The 21,749-nt window shown below is 53.4% G+C and carries 15 protein-coding genes; 6 read left to right on the top strand and 9 right to left on the bottom strand.

Features of this window, described 5'->3' with window-relative positions; translation table 11 throughout:
- Positions 1 to 861 precede the first annotated feature (861 nt).
- From V6C16_RS01230 to V6C16_RS01220, 3 genes are all read left to right on the top strand, one after another.
- The gene (locus V6C16_RS01230; RefSeq protein ID WP_333535640.1) at positions 862 to 2,919 is read left to right on the top strand and encodes a hypothetical protein; all 2,058 of its coding nucleotides are present in this window, start codon (positions 862 to 864) and stop codon (positions 2,917 to 2,919) included.
- Positions 2,920 to 2,924: 5 nt separating this feature from the next.
- Complete coding sequence (locus tag V6C16_RS01225; protein WP_333535639.1) at positions 2,925 to 6,443, top strand: hypothetical protein; 3,519 nt, start codon at positions 2,925 to 2,927, stop codon at positions 6,441 to 6,443.
- A gap of 238 nt (positions 6,444 to 6,681) precedes the next feature.
- On the top strand, positions 6,682 to 7,149 hold the full coding sequence (locus tag V6C16_RS01220) for a hypothetical protein (protein ID WP_333535638.1): 468 nt from the start codon (positions 6,682 to 6,684) through the stop codon (positions 7,147 to 7,149).
- Positions 7,150 to 7,402: 253 nt separating this feature from the next.
- Here the strand turns inward: V6C16_RS01220 and V6C16_RS01215 are convergent, their stop codons facing one another.
- Positions 7,403 to 7,609, bottom strand: a complete 207-nt coding sequence (locus V6C16_RS01215) for a helix-turn-helix domain-containing protein (protein WP_333535637.1) — start codon at positions 7,607 to 7,609, stop codon at positions 7,403 to 7,405.
- An 86-nt stretch (positions 7,610 to 7,695) separates the two neighbouring features.
- Between V6C16_RS01215 and V6C16_RS01210 the strand changes: the two genes are divergently transcribed.
- Complete coding sequence (locus tag V6C16_RS01210; RefSeq protein WP_333535636.1) at positions 7,696 to 8,103, top strand: hypothetical protein; 408 nt, start codon at positions 7,696 to 7,698, stop codon at positions 8,101 to 8,103.
- Here the strand turns inward: V6C16_RS01210 and V6C16_RS14925 are convergent.
- From V6C16_RS14925 to V6C16_RS01190, 5 genes are all read right to left on the bottom strand, one after another.
- A complete protein-coding gene (locus V6C16_RS14925; protein WP_442886164.1) occupies positions 7,984 to 8,592 on the bottom strand; it encodes a Rha family transcriptional regulator in 609 nt (202 codons plus the stop codon). The genes V6C16_RS01210 and V6C16_RS14925 overlap by 120 nt on opposite strands.
- A gap of 1,497 nt (positions 8,593 to 10,089) precedes the next feature.
- Positions 10,090 to 10,470, bottom strand: a complete 381-nt coding sequence (gene gcvH / locus V6C16_RS01205; protein WP_333535635.1) for a glycine cleavage system protein GcvH — start codon at positions 10,468 to 10,470, stop codon at positions 10,090 to 10,092.
- Between the two features lie 23 nt (positions 10,471 to 10,493).
- Positions 10,494 to 11,879, bottom strand: a complete 1,386-nt coding sequence (locus V6C16_RS01200; RefSeq protein ID WP_333535634.1) for a dihydrolipoyl dehydrogenase family protein — start codon at positions 11,877 to 11,879, stop codon at positions 10,494 to 10,496.
- A 9-nt stretch (positions 11,880 to 11,888) separates the two neighbouring features.
- Positions 11,889 to 12,713, bottom strand: a complete 825-nt coding sequence (locus V6C16_RS01195) for a hypothetical protein (RefSeq protein ID WP_333542729.1) — start codon at positions 12,711 to 12,713, stop codon at positions 11,889 to 11,891.
- Positions 12,714 to 12,812: 99 nt separating this feature from the next.
- On the bottom strand, positions 12,813 to 14,147 hold the full coding sequence (locus V6C16_RS01190; protein ID WP_333536193.1) for an MFS transporter: 1,335 nt from the start codon (positions 14,145 to 14,147) through the stop codon (positions 12,813 to 12,815).
- A 459-nt stretch (positions 14,148 to 14,606) separates the two neighbouring features.
- Between V6C16_RS01190 and V6C16_RS01185 the strand changes: the two genes are divergently transcribed.
- Positions 14,607 to 16,139, top strand: a complete 1,533-nt coding sequence (locus tag V6C16_RS01185) for an outer membrane homotrimeric porin (protein WP_333536194.1) — start codon at positions 14,607 to 14,609, stop codon at positions 16,137 to 16,139.
- Between the two features lie 505 nt (positions 16,140 to 16,644).
- Here the strand turns inward: V6C16_RS01185 and V6C16_RS01180 are convergent.
- Entirely contained in the window at positions 16,645 to 18,093 is a 1,449-nt protein-coding gene (locus V6C16_RS01180; protein WP_333542728.1) for an aryl-sulfate sulfotransferase, read from the bottom strand.
- A 471-nt stretch (positions 18,094 to 18,564) separates the two neighbouring features.
- On the opposite strand from V6C16_RS01180, the gene V6C16_RS01175 reads away from it, so the two are divergent.
- Entirely contained in the window at positions 18,565 to 19,248 is a 684-nt protein-coding gene (locus tag V6C16_RS01175; RefSeq protein ID WP_333535624.1) for a Crp/Fnr family transcriptional regulator, read from the top strand.
- Positions 19,249 to 19,435: 187 nt separating this feature from the next.
- Here V6C16_RS01175 and V6C16_RS01170 read toward each other — a convergent pair whose 3' ends face one another.
- Positions 19,436 to 20,632 (bottom strand): sensor domain-containing diguanylate cyclase, encoded by a 1,197-nt coding sequence (locus V6C16_RS01170; protein ID WP_333535623.1) that lies wholly within the window; start codon positions 20,630 to 20,632, stop codon positions 19,436 to 19,438.
- A 216-nt stretch (positions 20,633 to 20,848) separates the two neighbouring features.
- Positions 20,849 to 21,749 (bottom strand): single-stranded-DNA-specific exonuclease RecJ (locus tag V6C16_RS01165; RefSeq protein ID WP_333542727.1); only part of this gene is annotated, 901 nt, incomplete at its 5' end.

Genomic DNA, 21,749 nt, shown 5'->3' with positions numbered 1-21,749 from the left:
AATCACCATTCCTTAGCCCACCATTCGCTATCCTTCGCTCTTCCCCTTCGGGGTTAAGACCTCCTCTCATTCTTTGTTATCTTATTTAATACTGGATTAAGTCTTTAAGTTGTTCTGTAAAATCAGTATGTTATGAGTTTGAAATATAATTTCATTTAAGTGAAATTATGTAACTAATTTAGCATGTTATAATTAGGTGGCACTAGGCGGAGAAGACAGGTTGCTTGCAACCAGTTGCAGCATTCGGAAGAAAGCAAGGGGGGCTTTCATCCGTCTTATGGGGGGTAAGGGGGGTAACTAAAGACTAACTAAAGATAAATCTTAAATATAAAACCTAAGAAAATACCTAAAGACACCTTAACAGCATATTAAAGACTTAAGTAATAAATAGTTTATCTTTAACATTCTTATTCTAAAGAATACTAAATATACTATTCTAAAATTTAAAATGAAATAGTTATTCTTTAATTTTTATTTCTTTATGTTTTATTACTATGAATCATTATCCATAGACCACCAACAGAATCAATAATAATCAATCACAATCAATAAAAACCTATAGTCCTCAATACAAAAAGACTTCACCAATTATTCCCTCCCACATGCGGCCCCGTCTGAACTGGTTATGAAGACCAGACTCAGGCGGGGCTTTCTTCATCATGGGGAGGGCTGGCCCCCAGATATTTTCGACAACCTTTAACCAAACCGCATGATTTACTTTGGGAGGAACCTTCACACATGGACAACAGACACAAAGAGCCAAGAACAATCAGGGAACAGCTTGGGGCAGCCTTAGGCGTCCGTCCGGCCATCTCAGGAGGCGGTAGCGTTAGCACCTATGTGGCAGCGCAGGCTAACCCAATGGGCCGTGATGCTATGGCCGGGGAAGGCATGGGGCGTCTTGCCGCAGCCCTGCGCCCTTGGGACAGGACGCTTGACGAAGTGATGACCAGAATCACAGACCGCCAGATTGAAGAGGACACAAAAACTGCTGAACTTTTCAAGATGGAAAATCCTGAGCTTACAAAAAACATGGAGACGTTCAGACAAGCCGCCCTTAGTGACCCTAAAATTCTTGAACTGTCGCCGCATGTAAAGAGAGCCATTGAGGCTGAAATACTTCAATCAAGCGTTATCCACTTTGCTGCTGACATGCAGGACGCATATACCACCAGCGGCATGCGGAACGAGCGAGACGCCAGCAAGGTTCTGGCTTGGGGCGAAGAGTACCGAAAGCAATACGCAGAAAAACAGGGGTACACCTCCTATGAAGACCGCCTGTTCCTTGCGCAGCACTTTGCCCACCCAAGCAAGAAAGTCCTTGAAGGCTTGTTGATAAAGCACAATAACGAGGTCGAGTCCCAGAACTCCGCCATGCTGGAACAGCAGAAGGCCCAGAACATACAAGACGCGCTGGCAATGAGGAGAAACCTTACAGCAAGCGCAGGCAGGTATGACACCAAGATACCCGCAGAGCGGGCCGGATATGCTCAGGAGGCGGCACAAGTCATTCTTGCAGAAGCGGAAGACATGAAACGCCTTGGTTACTCCCAGACTCGTATTATGACGTTCCTTGGCAACATGGTACTTCAGAGCAACCACTCTGCCAGCACAGCCCGACAGATTGCCCAGAACATCACGGTAGACGTGGGAGGCAAACCAGTTTCCCTTATGTCACAGCCGGGAGTTGCCAAAGGCATTGAACAGCTTGAAGAGCAGGAAACCAGCAAGGCATGGGCAGCCGAAAGCCGCGCCCATACCCGCAGGCAGTGGCAGAGAGAAGACGCCGCCCGCAAGGCCACAGCCAAGGGCTACGAATACGGGGCAACAGGAAATCCTGATCTGTCCAGAGGCACCATAGTAGACAAGCTGAAACTGTGCAGTCCTGAGGATTATCCCCACTTCAAGCAGGCAGCCGAAGACGGCCAGCGCGGTCAGTTCATGTCTATGTATGCCAGCCCTGAGCTTGCTTCAGCAGCCCTTGCCCTTGAGTCAGACCTCAAGCAAGGCAAGGCCGGGAAGGCTGAAGTTATGGACTTGGCACGACAAGGCTTTAATCCTGCTCAGGTTCAACGCCTGTTGGGTATGGCAGATGCCAACACCACAGCTGAAGGGCAAGCCCTGCTGAGTGCTCAGGCCAATATTGCCAAGACCTACATTTCTATGATCGGCAATGTTTCCAATGAAGAAGCCAATGAGCTTTATCACTCCTACCAGAACGGCACCAGCACAAAACCCGCCGCAGGCATCCTTGCGCAAGTCATGATGGATTTGCCTGAGGTCAATACAGCCTTTGCCGACTTTGTTGCAGAAAAGAAAAAAGAGAAGGCCGAAAAGGCCGGAACAGGGGAAGCCAAAGATGCCCCCCTGTCCTCTTTGGACATGCAACGCATAGCTCAGGACTTCCAAGGTCAGTACCTTGATAAGCGCATCAAGGCCACCAAAGACCGCTACGCTACTGAGAAGTCACAACTCACCGACAACAGGCAGACCCGCAGCTATCTCACTGACACCAAAGCAGTTGAGAAGATAGGCGCGGAGTCCTCCTCTTCATTCTTTTCCAGACCCAACCCCGGACAGGCCGAAGTCTTTACCGGGGCTGTTACTAACGTCAATACCTTGTTTGCCAATAGCCTTGGCAACGACCCTGCCGCAATGCAGCAGCTTGGAGGCATGAAAACCCTTCAAGAAGTTCTCAGCTTTGTAGACAGCAGAGTTGAGGGGGGTCTTACATGGCAGGAGATGTACTTTCTTGTTCGTGGTCATAGTCCTGAATCAAAGGGAATCACGGACGCCAGAAACGCACAGTCCGACCTGTACAACTGGTTCAAGGAAAAAGGCATCAAGGCATCACCACCCCCGGCAGCCAGCAGCAAAGCAGGGGCTACAAAGTTCAGCCGTCAAATTGAGGTGAAATAAATACTATGAGCATAGACAGCATACCTAACAACTTGGATGTTGAACTCACAGGGGACAACGGTTCCCTCTCCCCTGACATGCTTCAGGGCATGGCCGAAGGACTCCCCCAGAATATCAACGTCAACATAGACGACCCAGAAGACACCCTTGGGCTTTCTGCCCAGGCTCCCATGCTGAACCCACAGCCAGCCCCGGCCACAACTGAAGAAACCACCAACGACCCCGAGCAGGAAGACAAGAGCTTTCTTGATTACCTGATGGACGTGGGCAAAGGCATAGCCAACGGCCCGGTTAACGCTGCCAACGAAACAATAGACCTCGTTGGCACTATGGTTCAGGGCGGCAAAGAGTTTGATGTTGTTCAGACCGCCGCAGAGTATGGCGTTGACATGGGCAACTTTGGTAAAACTGAAACCGCCCCCGGCAAGCTGGCTCAAGACATATCGACCTTTCTTGCTGGCTTCCTCACAGGCGGTGCCTTGCTCAAAGGCGCAAAGCTCCTTCAAGGTTCCTCAAAGGCAGCCATTGCAGGGCGTGGGGCAGCCAAGTCTTTCTATAGCACCTTCACAGGCTTTGACGGTCATGAAGAGATGCTTTCCAATGCCATGCAGGAAAGCCCAGCCCTGCGAAATGTCATTACTGAAAACTTGGCAGTCAGCAAGGACGACAGTGAACTTGTAGGACGCCTGAAGCACGGTTTTGAAGACCTGGGCATAGGCATGGCTTTTGAAGCCGCTCTAGCCGTTGTGGGCGTCTATCGCGCCAGCAAGGCCGCTAGCAAGGCAGCCAAGGAACAGATTTACACTGAAACCGTAGAACGCATAAGGCAGACCAGAGAAGAAGCCGTAAGCGTACACAGCCCCGATACAGTTTCCCCCATCACACCCCCAGCCACAGGCGCTAAAGCGCCGCTCAAAGATGTCTTCAGGACAGACAGCCTGATAGACCCCGCAGCCTTGAAAACCCTTGTGGGTGATGGAAAAGCCAAAACCCTTGGGGAAGCTTTAGACACTCTTGCCCGCAGTGATGCAAGGCACCGTGTCACAGGGCTGGACATCCTTCGCAGTGAACACGGCTTTGATTTCATCAAGCACGTTAAGGAAACTCTGAAGGAAGCAGGCAGCACTAAAGAAGCTGCCACCACCGCTGATGATGTGGTTTCCTCACTTACCAGCAGCACTGATGAACTTGTACAGCGCTACGGTATGAACAGCAAAGCCGTGCAAGAATATGCAGGGCAGGCCATTGCCAGCGGTGAGGCTACCGTTGCCAGCAAGACCGCCCAGACCTTCGACGACATGAAGACCGCCTTGGACTTCTGCACTGAGGAATTCCTCAAGATAGCCCGTAAGCTTCACGTCAACCCGGCTTCTGTTTCTATGCAGGAAAAGCTTGATCTTGCCACGCTGAAAAAGAACATCGATAGCGTGTACAAGGCCAGTGACGAGCTTGCAGCCACAGGAGCCGCCACGGAAGCAAAGGAAAGCTTCAAGTGGCATCCTTCGCCCACCAATCTGAGTGAGGAGCAGATACGAAGTTACCTCACCCGTGAAGGCTGGACGCATGAAAACACAGCCCGCATTGCACGGGATGCCGTAATCAATGCAGATAGTAAAGGAGCCATTGCCCAGGCTGTAAACACCCTGTCCACAGGAACAAAACTGGGCATCCTTCAGGAATTCAGAATCAGCAATATGCTTTCAGGCCCAATGACTATGGCGGCCAATGCTGGTTCAAACTTCCTGAAGTCTCTTCTCATGCCTACTGAGCAATACCTGTCGGGCGTCTTTACCCGTGACAAGGCGTTACGTCAGGAAGCCATAGACACCCTGAGCGGTCTTTACACCTACTTTACCGACAGCATGAAGCTTGCCCATAAAGCCTTCAAAGCCGAGAGCGGCATACTTGAAGGCGCGGGCAGTGTCGGCAAGATGGAAACAAACGGCGCTCAGATCACTTATGACAACATAAAAGCCATGATGCTTGACGGCAAGCCCAGAGGAACACAACTGACCACCATGCAGGAGCTTATAGCCTCTTCGGCTGGGGTTCTTGGGCCATACCTCAGGCTGCCTTCACGCATACTGGTAAGCACAGACGAGTTTTTCAAACAGCTCAACTTCAGGGCTTCTCTGTCAGCCTCATTGAGACGGGAAGCAATGGAGGGTGGTCTGAAAGACGCCCAGCAAATAGACGCATTTGTAAAAGAACAGATGAGCCTTGCCACCACTGGCCGGGGAACAGCCCGCAATGAAGAGACTCTAAAGCCCTTCCTTGAATATGCCAGACAAGCCACGTGGACGCAGGACTTGGGAGAGCATACCTACGCTGGAGGCTTCCAGAGGTACGCTAACGACCACCCGCTTATGAGAGTGGTTGTCCCGTTCATCAAGACCCCGGCAAACATCCTGCGTGACTTCGTGGCTCACACCCCGGTAATAGGTCAGATGAGCAAACAATACCGAGCAGCCCTTGCCGCAGGTGGTGAACAGGCTGCTCTGGCCCGTGCCAAGATGGCTACAGGTTCCCTCATGTGGGCCGGGGCTGTTGGCTTGGCAATGTCAGGTTCCATTACAGGCAGCCCGCCCAAAGACCCCAAGCAGCGTAAGGCGCTTGAGGCCACAGGCTGGCAGGCCCACAGCATCAAGATAGGAGATTCTTATTACTCCTACAGACGCTATGACCCAGCCGGGATGGTCCTTGGTCTTGCCGCTGATTTAGCTATAGCTGGACAGCACTTGACTGAGGCCCGCTATGGTGACCTCGCAGCTTCTGCCATTCTGGCCCTTGCCAACAATGTGACTTCCCGCACCTACATGCAGGACGTTGCAGAGGTGGTGAACTTCATTACTGATGAAGAAGCAAAGCCAGAGCTGTTCCTGAGGAATCAGGCAACAACTTTGATCCCTTTCTCAGCCGCCACCCGATACACCCGGCAGTACATGACAGGGGAAGATGACCCCATGCGCGAGGTCAGGGGCATTATGGATGCCATTCTTAATACCGTTCCCGGTTTCCACGATGATCTCCCAGCCAAGCGCAACTGGATAACCGGGGAGCCTGTAGACTACCGCCTGATACCCCGTGACAAGCACGACCCTGTTCTTGATGAAATGAACAGGATGGCACAGGCGGTCAATGGCCCTCCTGCCTATACGCTTCACGGTGTAGACCTGACAGCGGGGCAATACTCAAGGCTTACAGAACTGCATGGAACTGTGACCATCCAAGGCAAGACCCTGCATGAAGCCCTTGGGGAACTCTTCGATTCTCCACAGTATGACATAGAGCGCATGACGCTTGCCGACCCCCCTTCCGATAAAGATCAAAGCCCCCGTGCCCTCATGATTAAGCGGGTCATCAATGCCTATCGCAGAGAAGCCCAAGACCAGCTCATAGACGAGGAACCCAAGCTTGCCCAGAGCATCCGACAGAATGACTACCAGCGGCAAATGACAAAGCGGGGGCAGATGACCAGAGCAAACCAGCAAGAGCTGTTGGCGGCCCTGGTGGACGATATGTAACAAATGCAGATTTGCGGGCGTTGAACATCTGTAAAAACAGAATGTTACTGAAGTCTTTCAGACACTAAGCCCAAATCTGGACTGAGTGAAACCCTTCAGCCCACCATACTTACCACGCAGAAGCCCCTTGACCTTTCTCATTGGTCAGGGGGCTTTCTTTCGTTTCAAACAACGCGCTCAGAATACGGATTTTGAGCAAAAACAATGGAAAGATTCGTTCCCAAGGGAGGGAAGCCGGATGCCGGATACAACCACACAGAGCAGCAACAGCGGCTCAATCCTGAAGGTGATTCGGGAAAAATGCTTAAACTGTTCTTGCTGGGTTCCGTCTGAAGTGAGGAAGTGCAAGATCATTGATTGTGTTCTTTGGCCTTATCGTATGGGGCGTAAGCCCACCTCCACCACATACACAGCCAAAGACGTTGACGATGAAAGAGGGACTGAAGACGAAATTCTTCATGTGATACCCTCAAGGCTTAAAGCTATCAGGGCAAAATGCCTTGATTGCTGTGGAGACCAAAGCCTTGAAGTTGAATACTGCACATGCAAGGAGAACTGTTCCTTGTACCCCTACAGGTTCGGGAAGAATCCCAACATAACCGAAGAGACCCGGCAGAAAAGGCGGGAAGCAGCCCTTAAGCGTGGCTTTGGGCAAATCTCCTCAAACGCACAGGCAGATTCCCCTTCAAAATCCGTCAGTGCATAGCTCTTTTCAGAACAGAAAATAATTTTATGAACATCCATTCAGGCTGGGAAGGAATATAAAAATTCCCCCATAAAACGTGAAGGCAGCCCATAGCAACACAAAGCCCCAGCAGGAGAGAGCCTAAATAAGCCTCCCGTGAGTCTGGGGCTATTTTACTTGAATTTGAATTTCAAATTTAATTAGAGAGAAAAGAGGTTAAAGACCCCCTCAGGTGAGAGGAGAAGCTTTAATTGTTTTTGAAAATTGATTTCAATTATGAATCATCTTCAGTGAAGAGGTCTTTGACACGACACCCGCAAGCCTTGGCGATTGTTTGAAGGGTTTCTATAGAGCAGCTTGAAAAGGTATCATCACGCCGTGCGCGGCTAATTGTCTGTGTTGATAAGCCTGTTAGGGATGCCCCTTTGCGGACTGAAACCCCGGCTTTTTCCATAAAGTCTTTCACATTACTTTTTATCATATTCGTTTTTCTCCGTAGTGAAATATTGACACAAAGACGCTCTCATGGCTAGAGTAGTGAAAAATCACTACACAGGAAACACCACCATGACCACTACCACACCCAAAGGCACCAGAGACCCAAGGCGCGTAGTTACAGCAATTGACAACCGAATTTACGACACCCTTGAAGAAGCCCACGACGCAGCCTTTGCCGCAGTGGGCAAGGCATACAGCGTTTCGTATAACGAGTTTGGAGGAACCTTCTTTGGAAAAATCATTATTAAGCCACACATGCTGTTTATCCCCGTTGACCCTGCTGTTCACCCCTTCTGCTGGGGTTACAGGTTTGAGCTTGGCGAAGTCCTTGTACTGGTAAATACGGATGATGGTTCCTCAGGTAAAACTGAGGTGGCCTATGTGCCGTATAGAATGGTAGCTCACTGGAAGTCTTGCGTTGAGCCAGTTGGTTACAGGGACAACTATGAAGGGGAGCCAGAGAAGGACGAAGGATAGGCAAGCAGTGAAAGCGCAAGCGAGAGCGAAGGGCAGCCGGGAGGAGCCTCCATACTGTTTGGGGGTTCCTTCAGGTGGCCGGGGGAAAGCTGGGGCAGTTTTGACAGAAAAATGTGAAAGGCTGAGTCCTCTCTGTCGGACAGAGATTCCCCCCGTGCTGCTTTGAGAAAAGTCAGGGAGCGCCGGGACGCGATTGTGAAGTTCAGCTTCCATGCGGTTGAACTCTGCAATGTAGGCTTCTTTGAGAGCCATTGCTTTGGCCCCGGTGTAGCCCACTGCCAAGAGCATGAAGCCGCCACGGGTGAGGTGATAGGCGGGTGACATCCGTATGGCTTTGTTGCCTACTTCAATCCCGACGAACATGGCGTCAAAATTGACGGCATGAAAATCTTTTGAAATTGGCAGGTTACGAATGTCTTTCAGAACTCTGTCGTGCTCTTTACCAAACGAGTAGGCCACCTGAAAGCTGGTCACGGGCCATATGGACATGGCTGCAAAATTGTCGAATCGAAAATCCTTTGGAATCGAAATGTTACGAATGTCTTTACACTGTAGCTTCCACGGCTCGGCTATGCTGCTCCCTTGTGCTCAGGCTTGCCAGCCTTCGCCCTTCACTCGCCGCGCCTCGACTCAGCCACGGTAACACCCAAGGCATAGGCGCTGCCAGATAGGGGGGGATTGTTCGTTTTTTTGCGTGGAACAATGGCCCCTTTCGCTTGGCATGTCCGGGGTAAAAGGAGGGTCTAGCCGCCCGGTGGCGGCAGACAACAGCTTAACATATCCCCGGCCATTTTTAGCCGCGCTTCGGGGCCGCTATGGTAGTCGCTCATTTCATTCGCTCCGTCAGGTTTTGCTATCCCCCCTTCTATCTGTCAGCAACCCCTGCTTACTATCCCCCCTTGAAAGGGGGGGTGAGCGCAGGGGTATAATGAGGCGGTTCCGCCCCGCACCTGCTCCGCTTCGCAAAGGGCAGCTTTTACGCCAGCCCACAGGCGACTTTTGCAGGGGCCTCAGTTCGCCTTTGATGGGCTGTCATAAAAGCTGCTGTTTGCTTCGCTCAATGCTCCCGGCCACCGAACGCCTTGCGGCGTTCATCCCCCCAACCTCTTGACGAGGTTGAAAAGACCAAACGCAAAAGGCACCCAAAACCGAAGCCACCTTCAGCCTCCGACGAGCTGCTTACGGCCCATTCTCGGCTTACGTTGGCTTGCGGTTTATAATGGGTGCCGTTTTGCTCAGGGTGTTCTTTGGGGGAGCAGGGGAGTGTGACCCACAGGGCTGCATGAAAAAGCCAAAAGCAAAATACAAACACCGTTGACAGGGCAAAGGGCAGGAGGATAGGTTGTACACACAGGCCACAGGAGTCATACACACAACATTTTTAAGCATTTGAAAAGTCCTTATATATCAACATGGTGCGAGGCGTTTTCCCTATCCCTCCCTTGCTACCAATATTTCATCAAAGAAGTTCAAGGTTGTGCAAAACACCTTGAACTTCTTTGTTTTTGGGGCGGTAGGGTTGTCAGGGATGGCAGTACCGACATTGACAGCCATGCAGCCCCGTAGATGCCTGCCAGAGCGAGCGGCTTTATTTGCAAGGCTGTGGGGAGTGCCTCGGCGTTTGCAGGCAGAAAGCTTGCGCGGCGGTCTTTGCATGCGGCGGTCTTTGCATACGGTTGTTGCCTGCCGATGCCATCGGCAGGGCAGTTATGACGTAAAGCGGTTCTACATCTAGAGCAGGTTAACTTTGAGAATATACATTCTCAAAGGTTAAGGCACGCTCACTTCGGCGTTTAACCGCGCAGATAAACTGCGCTTACGCCTCCGTAGCGAACGTCTGCTCGCGCAGCCGTCCGAGCAATTTAAAAGTTGAATTGCTCTAGAGCAGATTAAAAACGCCGTCAGAATGTAGTGGACTGTTTTTTCATGTAAAAATCCCCGGCAGCATTGCTGCCGGGGATTTTCGCGGTCTGGGCAAAGGTGATGTTACGCACCGACCAAGGCGGCATAGGCGTCGTTGCTTATGCAGGCAGCCTCATCATAGGGAGACGCCGTGACCCGTATGAGCCAGCCTTCGCCGTAGGGAGCGGTATTGAGCAGTTCGGGCGTATCTGCAAGGGCTTCGTTCACAGCCAGCACTGTGCCGGAAATGGGCATGATTGCGTCGCTTGTGACCTTGACCGACTCAATGGACGCGCAGGACTGCCCCTGCTCGAATTGTGCGCCCTGCCCGGGCAGGTCCACAAAGATAACACTGCCGAGTTGGTCCTGGGCGTAATCGGTAATGCCGATCAGCCATGAGCCGTCTGCCTGCTCCTGAGCCCAGAGGTGGTCGGCATGGTAAATTCTGTCATTGGGAAAATTCATGATGTCTCCTTGCCTGTGAGCGATTATTCGGCAGTAACGGTCTTTCGGGGAGCGCTGATAGCCAGGGGAACAATTTCATCCAGCGTGGGATGGGCAAACATGATTTCGTGCAGTCTGTGTTCGTTATAGCCTTCTTTGAGCAGTACCTGCGCTACGGTCACAAGGTGCGATACGCCTGCGCCGACGGCGGCAATGCCTTCCATGCGCCCTTCATGCCAGACAACCTTTACAAAACCGGCTGTGCCGCCGCTTGCCTGCGCAATGGGATTCATAGAAAGAGGAGCTTGTGAAACCTCAACGGACTTGCCCTGCCGCAGCAAGGCGGCGGCAGTCTGTCCCACGCGCATGATTTCCGTGCCGCCATACACGCAGGAAGGCACGGGGCCGGATTCATAAGGTCCGTCAGCCTGGCCGAGAATGCGGCGGGCCACATAGGCTGCCTGATGCTCGGCCGCGTGGGCCAGCAGGGTGATTCCGTTGATGTCGCCCACAGCGTACAGGCCGGGCGCGCATTGCAGGTTTGCATCCACCTGGGCGTAGCCCCTGGGGTTTTTCGTTCCTCCCAGGTTTTCCACGCCAAGTCCATCGGTATTGGGGCTCCGGCCGACGGCCACCAGGGCTTTGTCCGCCGTGATGACAGTTCCGTTCTCAAGGCTGAGCCGGGCCTTGCCGTCAACCGTGCTCAGGTCTTTGGCCCGGGTCCCCTCAAGGCAGGTGATGCCGCTCTTGGTCAGGGCGCGGAGCATTTCTTTGGCAATATCCGCGTCTTCGGTGGGAGCGATATGCGCAGCCGCCTCCACCACCGTGACCTTGCTGCCCATACTGGAAAAAAAGTCGGCCATTTCAAGGCCAATGGCCCCGGCGCCCACAATGATCAGGCTTTCTGGAATGGTAGTGGATTGCAGCAGGTCGGTGCTGTCCAGAACACACTGATGGTCGGGCGCAAGGCCGGGAAATGCGGCCGATGACGTACCGCAGGCCAGGATGACATCGGTGGCGGAAATATCCGTCCGGTCTTCACCGCAGGCAATCCGCACATGGGCCAGCCCGTCTTTGCGCTCCAGGCAGACGCCACGCCCTTCAAACAGGGTGATGCCCAGTCCGGTCAGGCTTTTGGCAAGTGTCTGGCTTGTGCCTTTGGTGAAGCGGCTTACGCGCCCTTGCAGGGCGGTAAAGTCCACCTGCATGTCGCCCTTGACGACCCGCAGCCGTTCCTGCGCGCGCAGCATGCTGCCGGGAGCCACCGCGCCAAGCAGCATCTTGGTGGGGATGCAGCCGCAGTTGAGGCATGTGCCGCCCCAATGCCTGTCTTCGATCAGAGCAATTTTTTTTCCGCCCTGTGCCAGAATGCGGGCCGCCGTGGTTCCACCGGGGCCTCCGCCAATGATGATTACGTCAAAAGACTGCACGTCTGCCCCCTATTTCGCAATATCGGCTTTAAAAAGAAACTGCCGGGAAGCGGAGCGGAAGACGAGCAGGCTCTGTTCGGGCAGGGCTTCCAGACCACGCATGTCCCAGGCCATGTCGGGGGTGATGGCAGTGATAAGATAGGGCAGGGTGGGCTGACCGCAGGCTTCGGCCACCATCTGTGCCGCTGCTGCCGCGTCTGTCCGCTGGGGCCATGCCCACTGGCCGTCGTTGCCGGGGAGGGGGACCGCCAAAAAGCGGATAATGCCGCCCGCAGACGCCTGCACAAGAGCAATGGTTTTTGCCAGATCTTCTTTTGAGGGCGCGCCGCCGAAGATGCGTTCAGCGGCATCTGCTCCGCCTACGACATTCAGGATGACGTGTACGTCCTTGATGTTCAGCAGTTTTTCCAGCAGGGCGGGCTTGCGGCCGTCCACCTGCAGCCAGACCTGAAGGCCGCCTTTGGCAAGGCGGTCAACAAGGATGAGCAGGTTTTCTTCCTGGCCGTCAGGGCAGCGGGAGGGATAGATGCCCGCAATTTTACCGTGAAGCATGTCGCTTCTGGTCACGCAGCATTCCATCTCATGGCCGGAAAGCAGGTAGGCGATGATTTCGCCGGATCCCTGTTTGATGACCTTGCCGTCATCAAACAGCGGAAACTCCACACCTTCGGGATTGCGGTAAATGGCCTTGCGGTTGGCGCGATAGAAGGTGTTGAAGGTTTGCGCATCAGCTTTGAAGTCTACTGTGGCATACTCCATCCCGCGCTCTGCAAGAAAGCTTTTGACTATTTTGCAGCGGATGCATTCGGGTGCGGTGTAAAGGGTTATGCTCATGGCAATACTCCTTGGCGGTTTACCGTTAAGGGGCCGCGCGGCGCGAGCAGGCTTACGCATCTGCTCGCGCCGCGGCCTCAGGAAGGTTTATGCAGTTGTTTAGGCAATATCCTCAAGGGACTTGCCGCCCGTACGCGCCCCCCATATAGCCAGCACAATGGCGGGTACAATGCAGAGCGCACTGAATATATAGAACACGCCGTCAAAGCTGTATGCTGCATACACAACAGGAATGAGAGGTTGTGAAAAAGCTACCGCAAGGCGGCCGATGGAAGAATGAAAACCCGTGGCGGTGTTACGCAGATGCGTGGGATAGGATTCGGCCGTGTAGGAGAAAATGGTGAATCCCAGGCCCATGACAAAAGCGGTAAGCAGCGCGCCCACGCCGACGACAACCCAGTAAAGGCTGACGTTGCCGAAGATGGGGGCCAGAACGGCCATGCAGACCAGCATGATCACCAGGGGAATCTTGCGTCCGCCCATATCGGTAAAGGTGCTTGAGGCAAAAAGGCCAAGGGGAACGCCGATGGAAATAAGCGTGGTCGCCATCAGGCATTCTTCAAGAGTAAAGCCATGAGCCTTGAGCAGGGTGGCTGTCCAGTTTGTCACAACAAAGGTCGCCGGGTTGGTGCAGAGCACAAGCACAAGAATGACCAGGGTGCGCTTTATGTACTTCTGGCTGATCATGCCCAGCAATACTTCGCTGACCGGGGGTTTTTTGGTGTTGACCTTGCTGGCGGCCGCAGAAAGGTCGATGTTCATGTGGGTGAGGTCAAGCATGACCGCTTCGGCTTCCTTGATGCGCCCACGGCTTACAAGCCAGCGGGGTGATTCGTCCAGATACTTCCAGGCGATGAACAGGGCAACATAGCCAATGCCGCCCAAGTAGAAGATGTAACGCCAGGCTTCTTCATGCAAGGGAATAATGATCCGGCAGAGCATGCCGATAACGGGCACGGCGCAAAAACCTACGCCCGCCACGAGGTTTTGCCACTTTCCCCGGCTTTCTGCAGGGGCCATTTCGGCAATATATGCCTGTGAGCAGACCATGAGGCAAAAGACGCCAAATCCCGTGAGGGCGCGTGACGCAACAAAGATGTGAAAATCGTCAGTGAGTCCGTTGATAATTGAGGCTGTGGAGAAAAGGGTGATGGCGATCAGGAACGTTTTGCGTCGCCCGATCATGTCCGAGATAAAGCCCCCCATAAATCCGCCGCAGGTCATTGCCGTAAAATACCAGAAGGTAACCGTGCCGATATCCTTCATGGTCAGCCCCCAGTGCTGCATCAGGGCCGGGGCGATGAACCCGAAGTTCCAGTTGTCCATCTGTTCGCAAAAATAGGCCATCATAATAATGAAAAATACGGCTTTATGGCGACCGCAGACTTTCAGACCGTCGAAATAATTGTTGCTGATTTTTTCTTGGCCGGGCATGGATTTCCCCTTTTGGCTCTAGTCTTTAGAGCATTTAACACTTGAAATGCTTGCTTACGGCAGGCAAAAGCCTGCCTGCTCGCATTTCGTGGCAAGGATTTTCAGGAAAATCCTTGCAGAGCAGTTGACTCGTTTCATTCGTAAACTGCTCTAGCTTGAGTTTTTCAGGCTTTTCGAAAAAACATCAACGGGAGAAGGAGGTTGTGCCATTAATAGTTTGTTGGTGGTTTTTTATTGTTGTTGACGCAACGTTTTTGGAAGATTTTTTTCACATATGTTAAAAATGTAAATATTTATTGTATTTATATTGGATATTGGTTTTTATAATTTATGTGAAAAAAAGGACTTTTTGTAAAAAATGTTGCATGCGCAACAATGCCGAGTCGTATAACAGGCCATTTCTCTTGTGGAGGTAACGGGAGGTGCAGGAGGCCGCACCAATTTTCACAGGAGGAGAACATGAAAACAATGGGCAATAAGCTTGCCGGTCTGCTGCTTTGCTGCATGGCCGTATTGATTCCGATCCGCGGCCAGGCAGTTGACTTCAAGGTCAAAGGGGCTTTTGAGCTTAGCTTTGAAACATCCAACGTCACGCCGCTGGGTGTGCACGGCAACGACAGCTTTCAGGCATTGCAGCGTTTGCGCACGCAGATAGACGCTGTGGCGAGTGAAAATGTATCGGGCAGCCTGATCATCACTGTAGGCACCAACGGCCAGTACTGGGGTTCGGCCAAAGACGGAGCGGCTCTGGGCGCTGACGGCAGCAATGTTGTAGGCATACGCGCGGCATATATTGACTGGATTGTCCCCAAGACCGAAGCCAAGGTGCGCATGGGCCTGCAGCCCATGCTGCTGCCCGGTTTTGTTACGGACTGGAGCGCCGTATACGGACAGTTTTCCGCAGGGATTACGATAAACACCCCTGTGTACAAAAATGACGATTTTTCTTTGGGGGCAACCGCGTTCTGGGGCCGCCCCTACAATGATAACTCCCAAGACACGCAAAACGGCAGGCTGGACAAAAACTATCTGGATAACCTGGATGTTTTCGCGCTGGTGTTGCCGATGAAGGCCGATGGGCTTAAAATTTCTCCCTGGGGCATGTATGCCCTTATTGGTGAAAACAGCCTGCGCGGCATCAATGACTATACCGGTCAGCGCGAGCCGGCCATCTATGCCCCGCGCGGCGGGCTCATGCCTGTTCTCGGCAGCGGCATGAACTATTTTCAGACTTTTGAAAAGAATTACCGCAACGCCAACAATACCTGGGGCAACGGCTGGTGGGGCGGCATCACTGTCAACCTGAGCCAGTGGGAACCGTGGGATTTCGCTGTTGACGCCACCTACGGCTATGTGGATATGGGCGAACTGCAAAACTACAACCTGTTTGATCCGAAAGGGGCAGGCAAAACCTTTCAGCTGCGCCGCGAAGGCTGGTATGCAGCCATGCGCGTAGACTACAAACTGGATTGGGGTACACCGGGGATTCTGGCCTGGTACGGCAGCGGTGATGACGATAATCCGTACAACGGTTCGGAACGTCTGCCGGTCTTCAATTCTCCCTGGCCGGTTACGCCTTTGGGATTCGGCGGCGGCTTCTTTGACCTGGATACGTGGAAAGTGCTCGGACACAATCCCAGCGGTCTGACGGGTGTTGTGGCGAGCCTCAAGGACGTGAGCATTCTTGACGACCTCAAGCACACGCTCAAGTTTGCCTACTTCTGGGGAACCAACAGCGCCGATATGCCCAAGAACGCCAATATGACCTCTTATCCCACCAGAGCAGACGGCCCTATGGCGTATCTTACCACCACAGACCATGCCTGGGAAGCCAGCCTTTCCAACACCTACAAGATTTACGAAAATTTTCATGTGAACCTGGAAGGTTCGTATGTGAAGCTTTACCTTGATTCCGACACCTGGCATGGGGTGGAGGATTCGCAGTATGATGACAACTGGCGCGTTTCCGTCAGCTTCCGCTATACGTTCTGATTAGAGTAGTTAACGAATGAAATGAGTTAACTGCTCTGCAAGGATTTTCTTGAAAATCCTTGCCACGAAATGCGAGAAGGCAGGCTTTTGCCTGCCGTAAGCGAGCGTTTCAAGTGTTAAATGCTCTAGGAGCAAGTTTGATTGAACCTGCTTGGGCGGCTGCGTGAGCAGACGCCCGCCACGAAGGGTGCAAGCGCGGTTTATCTGTACCGGAAGCGCCCGCAGTGAGAGCCGGGAGGCTTTGCGAAGGTTATTCTCAAAGTTGTCGTGCTCCGGTTGATACACATCCTGTTCTGGGGCGGCGGAATTTCCCGCCGCCCTTTTCGTATGTGCTGCGGAGCAGCGTGATCAGGACCAGGCAGCCCCGGAGACTGTATTCACAAAAATGGTCTGATCCAAAAAGACCGTGACCGTGGCCGGGCGTACCGTGGCATAAAAATATGAGGCCCCGGCGGCAGATACCGGGGCCTCGTGGTCATGGAGGGGATAGCGAAACGGGGAATGTCTATTCGGTGGCGGCCACGCAGTGCCCGGCGCCGCTGTAGTAGCCGACGGTGCCTTCGACCTTGACGCTGGACATCGGCCCGAAGGGAGCCGCGCCAGGTACGCGGAAGTCTTTCACCGACAGGGGTTCAATGGCTTTTTCTTCCGGCGCATCCGCCTGGGGAACCCAGGAGTAGGGCAGCCGGTAGGCGCGGTAGACCCAGTTCATGGGCAGGCTGATGTGGCCTTTGTAGGGGCAGATGTATTCCCACACGATTTCATGCTCGGCGGTCACTTCAAACACGCGGCCGTCGGAACCTTCGCAGATGAGGGTGTTGCCGTTGGGCAGACGCTGGGCCGAACTGATGAAGGGGCTGTAGAAGCGATAGGCGTCCAGCGGCACAAGGAAGCCTGCTTCGTGCGGCGTATACTGCCACACGATCTTCATGGCAACGGGGTCTATTTCAAGCACACGGGAGTAGTCGCGCTGGGCAGCCTTGACGCCGCGGGGCGCTCCGGGGTTGGGGCTGCCGTAACCGCCCCAGCCGCCGTTGTCATACACAAGGATGTTGCCTTCGCCCGGCAGGCCACGGGGGATCATGTGGGCGTGGTGCTGGCCGATGATCCAGCCGATGGCTTTTTCTTCGGGGGTGCGGTCATAGTTGGGGCCAAGCTGCCAAACTATTTTGCCGGTCTTTTTGTCGAGGATAAGGATGATGTTGGTTTCACGGCCGTCAATAATGATATTGTCGGGATGGAAGCGGGCGTCGCCGGCGTCAAACCACTTGTTGGGTCCAAGGGTGGACATGGAGTTGACGTGCATCCAGTCGCCCACGCCGGGGGCATTTTCCATGATGGTGCCGCCGCGGAAGTTGGGGTCGCGGCACATGGCGTTGCGGGCCGCTTCGTCAAAGCCCATATCTTCGGCGTGGTCGGCGCAGTTCCATTCCCACACGATATCGCCTTCCCATGTCACTTCATAAATAACGTCATCAACCAGCATTTTGTCGCTGATGTAGGGGTTGATGGTGTTTTTATGGCAAAGAACCAGGGTGTTACCGGAATCGATCTTGGGTTCCTGGCCGGGGGCGTAATAGCCGGTGGAGCTGCCTTCGCGCTGGAAATCGTGGTGCTGGCGAGCCATCCAGCGGCCTTCCATACCCGGATCTTCAATAAATTCTGCACGGTCAAACTTCCATACAATGTTGCCGTCCCAGTCGATCTGCACGAGGTCAAGCTGGTCCTGAAGGCCGTGCTTGGGGTGACGGGTTCCGGTGCTGCCCATAAGCATGCCGCCGGGGAACATTTTGTTGGGGAAGCCGTGCACGTCTTTCCACATGCGGATCTCGTGTCCGTTCATGCCGAGCAGCAAGGCGCCGTTGTCGGGAGCCTGGATAATGGTAAAGCCGCTCCAGGCTTTTTCAGGGTTGTAAACCGTGACACCGGTGGGGTAGATAGTCGGGTGGCCCATGAGAACCTCCATTTGGTCGGGCGTTTTTTTGCACAATCTGGCCGTATTGCCCTGACGGATGCGGACAGATAGTCGGTAAAATGCATGTTAGCCCTTGGAGACGGCGGAAAATGTTGTTATTGCAACAATATTCACAAAAAGAGCGCGTTAGTTTGCCGACAGAGAAAATAACACTTTTCTGCTCTGTTACGATGGACGACAGGACAACCATGCGATAAGTCTTTCAAGAACGGCGTGGTTCCATAGCGTTCGTGAAAAATATGCCGTAACAGCATGAAATTTGAAACCGGCAAAAGTGGCGCACGCGGAAAAACGCGTGCTCTTTTTGTGGCGAATTTTGCTTTCCGCAAAGCTCGTAATGGCGGGCTGTCGGATGATATGCTTTCACGTTCACTGACCATGCAGGCTTGCCATGCCGTTTTTCAATCAAGGTCTGGCAGGAGTACAACCTCTTCCAATGGGGGGAACGCCGTGTCTTTTACAGAATTGGTAAAACACAACGAGTGTTGGCGTGATGTCATTACAGGCAGGCCGCGCCAATGGAAAAAGGGTTATAAATTCGCGGACGACAGTGAGCGGATGTACTTTCTGGTGAGCGGCAGGGTACGGCTGGTGGCCCTGGCGTCTGATGGCGGAGAGAAAACCCTCTGGTACCTGGGAGACGGCTGTTGCTTTAACGAAACACCGCTTTTTGCGAACGACCAGGAAAGGAGTCTTATCCGGACGGGAGACGCACGATTTTATCATGAATGCATGGAAAACTGCTATTTACATACATTCACCATGCAGGACGTGAAAATGCTTGGCAAAGAACGGCCGGAGCTGCTGCTCAACCTTTGTCAGAGTTATGCCACCAAGGTGACGCTGCTTTCACAGCATCTGGTATCTCTCAGTCTGGAGTCGCAACTGACCAGAGTGTGCAAATACCTCGCTTCGCGCCTGGTTCCCGGGTCTGCGCCCTTACGGGCCAGGCGGGATCTTTCTTATAGAGAAATGGCCGACCTGCTTGGCATGCACCGCATTTCGCTCTATAAGGTCATGCGCCAGGCTCAGGATCAGGGCTTGTGGGATTTTGACAAAAACAGCGATGAGATTGTCATACTGCAGCCGGCGGTTTTTTTTGAAGAGGCACACACCGTGCCGCCCCGCCCCTGACCATCCGCTGGATACACGCCAGACCGCAACGGCCCCCGCAAAGAAACATTTTGCGGGGGCCGTTGCGGTCTGGGCGCGCTGCCCGGCAAAAGGGGCTTTTTGCGCTGTTTTTTGTTCAAAAAACTTTCACGGTTGCTTTCGTCAAGCATTTTCATGTCTTCCCATTGAGGAGACTGTAGACGTGCTGTTATGAGAAGCTCTTGTTTTCCGTTTGCTTGAGCAGGTTTTTATGCGCGTACATTTTGGCATCCGCGCGTCTCAGGGTATCGTGCACGCTCTTGTCCTGCTTGGGATCAAATTGCGCCATGCCGTAGGCAAACACAAAAGGAAACCCGCTGACTTTTATTTTTTCCGTCAATGAAAACAGCTTTTGCATTTTCTTTTCCAGGTTTTCAGGCGCAAGATTGTGTAGCAGTGAAGCGAATTCGTCGCCGCCGATGCGGTATGTTTTTCCAAAAGCCATGAGGTGGTTTTCCAGCAGACGGGCCAGGGTGCGGATATGGGCATCCCCGGCCGCATGCCCCTCCTGGTCATTGATTCTTTTGAGCATGTTGATGTCGCAGGTCAGTATGATCAGCCCGTCCTGCTGTTTTTTTTCATCTATCTGCCTGATCTTTTCTTCAAAGGCATTGCGGTTGAGTGTGCCTGTAAGCAGGTCGGTATAGGCCAGCTTTCGGTAAAGCGGCACGGAAAGCTTCCGCAAAAGCCATGTGGTGACCGCTGTCGCGGCCACGGCAAAGCCGATGGAAAACGTCAGGCAGATCAGCGACGAGCGCCGTGCGCTTTCTGCAAAGGAATTGACGTCAAACTCGATAACCAGCGCACCGACGGTAACGCCGTTCAGCTTTATGGGTTCACATGCTGGAATGATCTTTCCCCAGGTGGTGTCCATTACCTTGGTTCCAAGGAATGATTTGCCGTCAAGGCAGATGTGCGTCATGGGCGCCACCTCGTCTTCAATGAGGCTTCCCGGATAGCGAAAATCTTCGGAATCGGGGTTCAGTCCGTCAACAACGTAGATGGCCTGGCCTTCGGCATTGCGTTTTGCCGTGTACAGGTAGCGCACTGCCGTGATTTTGCGCACCCCTTCAAGAGTGGCGTGCACTCGCTGATACAAAGCGCTGTTGCTGTCGTCAGCGGTATGGATGTCGGTGATGCTCTGGGGGGGGATGCGGCTCAGCAGCAGGGAAAAGATGGCGTCAGAACGGCTCAGTATTCTATAATTAAGTTCAGAAGAAAGGTAATGGTGGAAAACAAAAACAGTGAATAATGCTGTGGAAAATATTGATGTTATGACCAGCAGCAGGATCCGCCGCTCGGTTCCGAACAGCGGCTTGGAAACAGCGCTGCTGTTTGTCCAGCTTTGGTATTGGTTTTGCAACATCACTATGCCCCATAGTATATCTATGCTATCAGAATGCTAAAATGAATTGTCAGCCATGACAATACGTTTTCGTTGACTGTGGTGATTGGATACGGTGGTTACATCGCAAAAAATGGTCAACCTGTGTGACAGGAGTGTGTGGAGAAGCATTACCCTGTGACAGGCGGAAATATTTGTTCCCCGTTGCCTGTCACAGCTCTAGCCTGACTGTAATGGTCAGGAGGCGGGTTGCCAGTCTTTGATGCCTACATCAACGGATGTTATACCGTTGTAGGTATCAAGGCGGGGGGTGTAGGCGATGCGAATGCGCTTGCCGACCATTGAAGATGTCAGCGTTTGGCCCATGCGCCAGGCTTTGGCTGTGAGAATAAGGCCGCTGTGCTCGTCCTGAAGACGCAGGCGCACATGTTCGCCGCCGCGTCCCAAGGGTGAGCGGTCTTTGACCAGAAGCGCGGGTGAGGCAAAGACCGGTTCGGCATTGCCCGGGCCAAAAGGCTGGAGCATTTCCAGTTCTTTAAGAAAGGTCTGGTTGCTGGCTTGGGCGAAATCCAGCTGGCATTCCAGCGTCAGGCTGGGGCTGAGGGGATTTGTGCCAAGCTGCTGTGTAACAAAATTTTCAAATTCCGCGCGAAAGCGCGCCAGGTTTTCCAGGGGCAGGCGAAGCCCCGCAGCCAGCCTGTGGCCGCCGAAACCCGAAAGGCTGTCGGCGGTCTGGCATAAACCGGCGTGCAAGTCAAATTCCCGCACGGAACGGCCGGACCCCTTCAGGCTGCCCTGATCCTGGCAGAGAATAATGGTGGGCCGGTAAAATTCTTCCACAATGCGCGAAGCCACAATACCCACGATGCCGGGGTGCCAGTCCTGTCCGTACAGGACAAGGCTGGCCCTTGGTTCGCGGGTGAGCATGTCCAGGACCTGAGTTCGGGCCTCGCTGTGGATGGCGTTTTCCGCCTGTTTGCGTTCGGTGTTGAGCTGGTCGAGCTGCTGGGCCAGGGGCAGTGCGGCAGAAAATTCTTTTTGCCGCAAAAGGCGCAGGGCCAGCCCGCCATCACCGAGGCGTCCCGCGGCGTTGATGCGCGGCACAAGCTGAAAGCTTACCTGCCCGCTGGTGAGCCGG

Source organism: Desulfovibrio sp. 1188_IL3213 (assembly GCF_036763145.1).
In the GTDB taxonomy this organism is placed as follows: Bacteria; Desulfobacterota; Desulfovibrionia; order Desulfovibrionales; family Desulfovibrionaceae; genus Desulfovibrio.
Note: the sequence above shows the minus strand (reverse complement) of the source record. Positions and strands in the feature narration are given on the sequence as shown.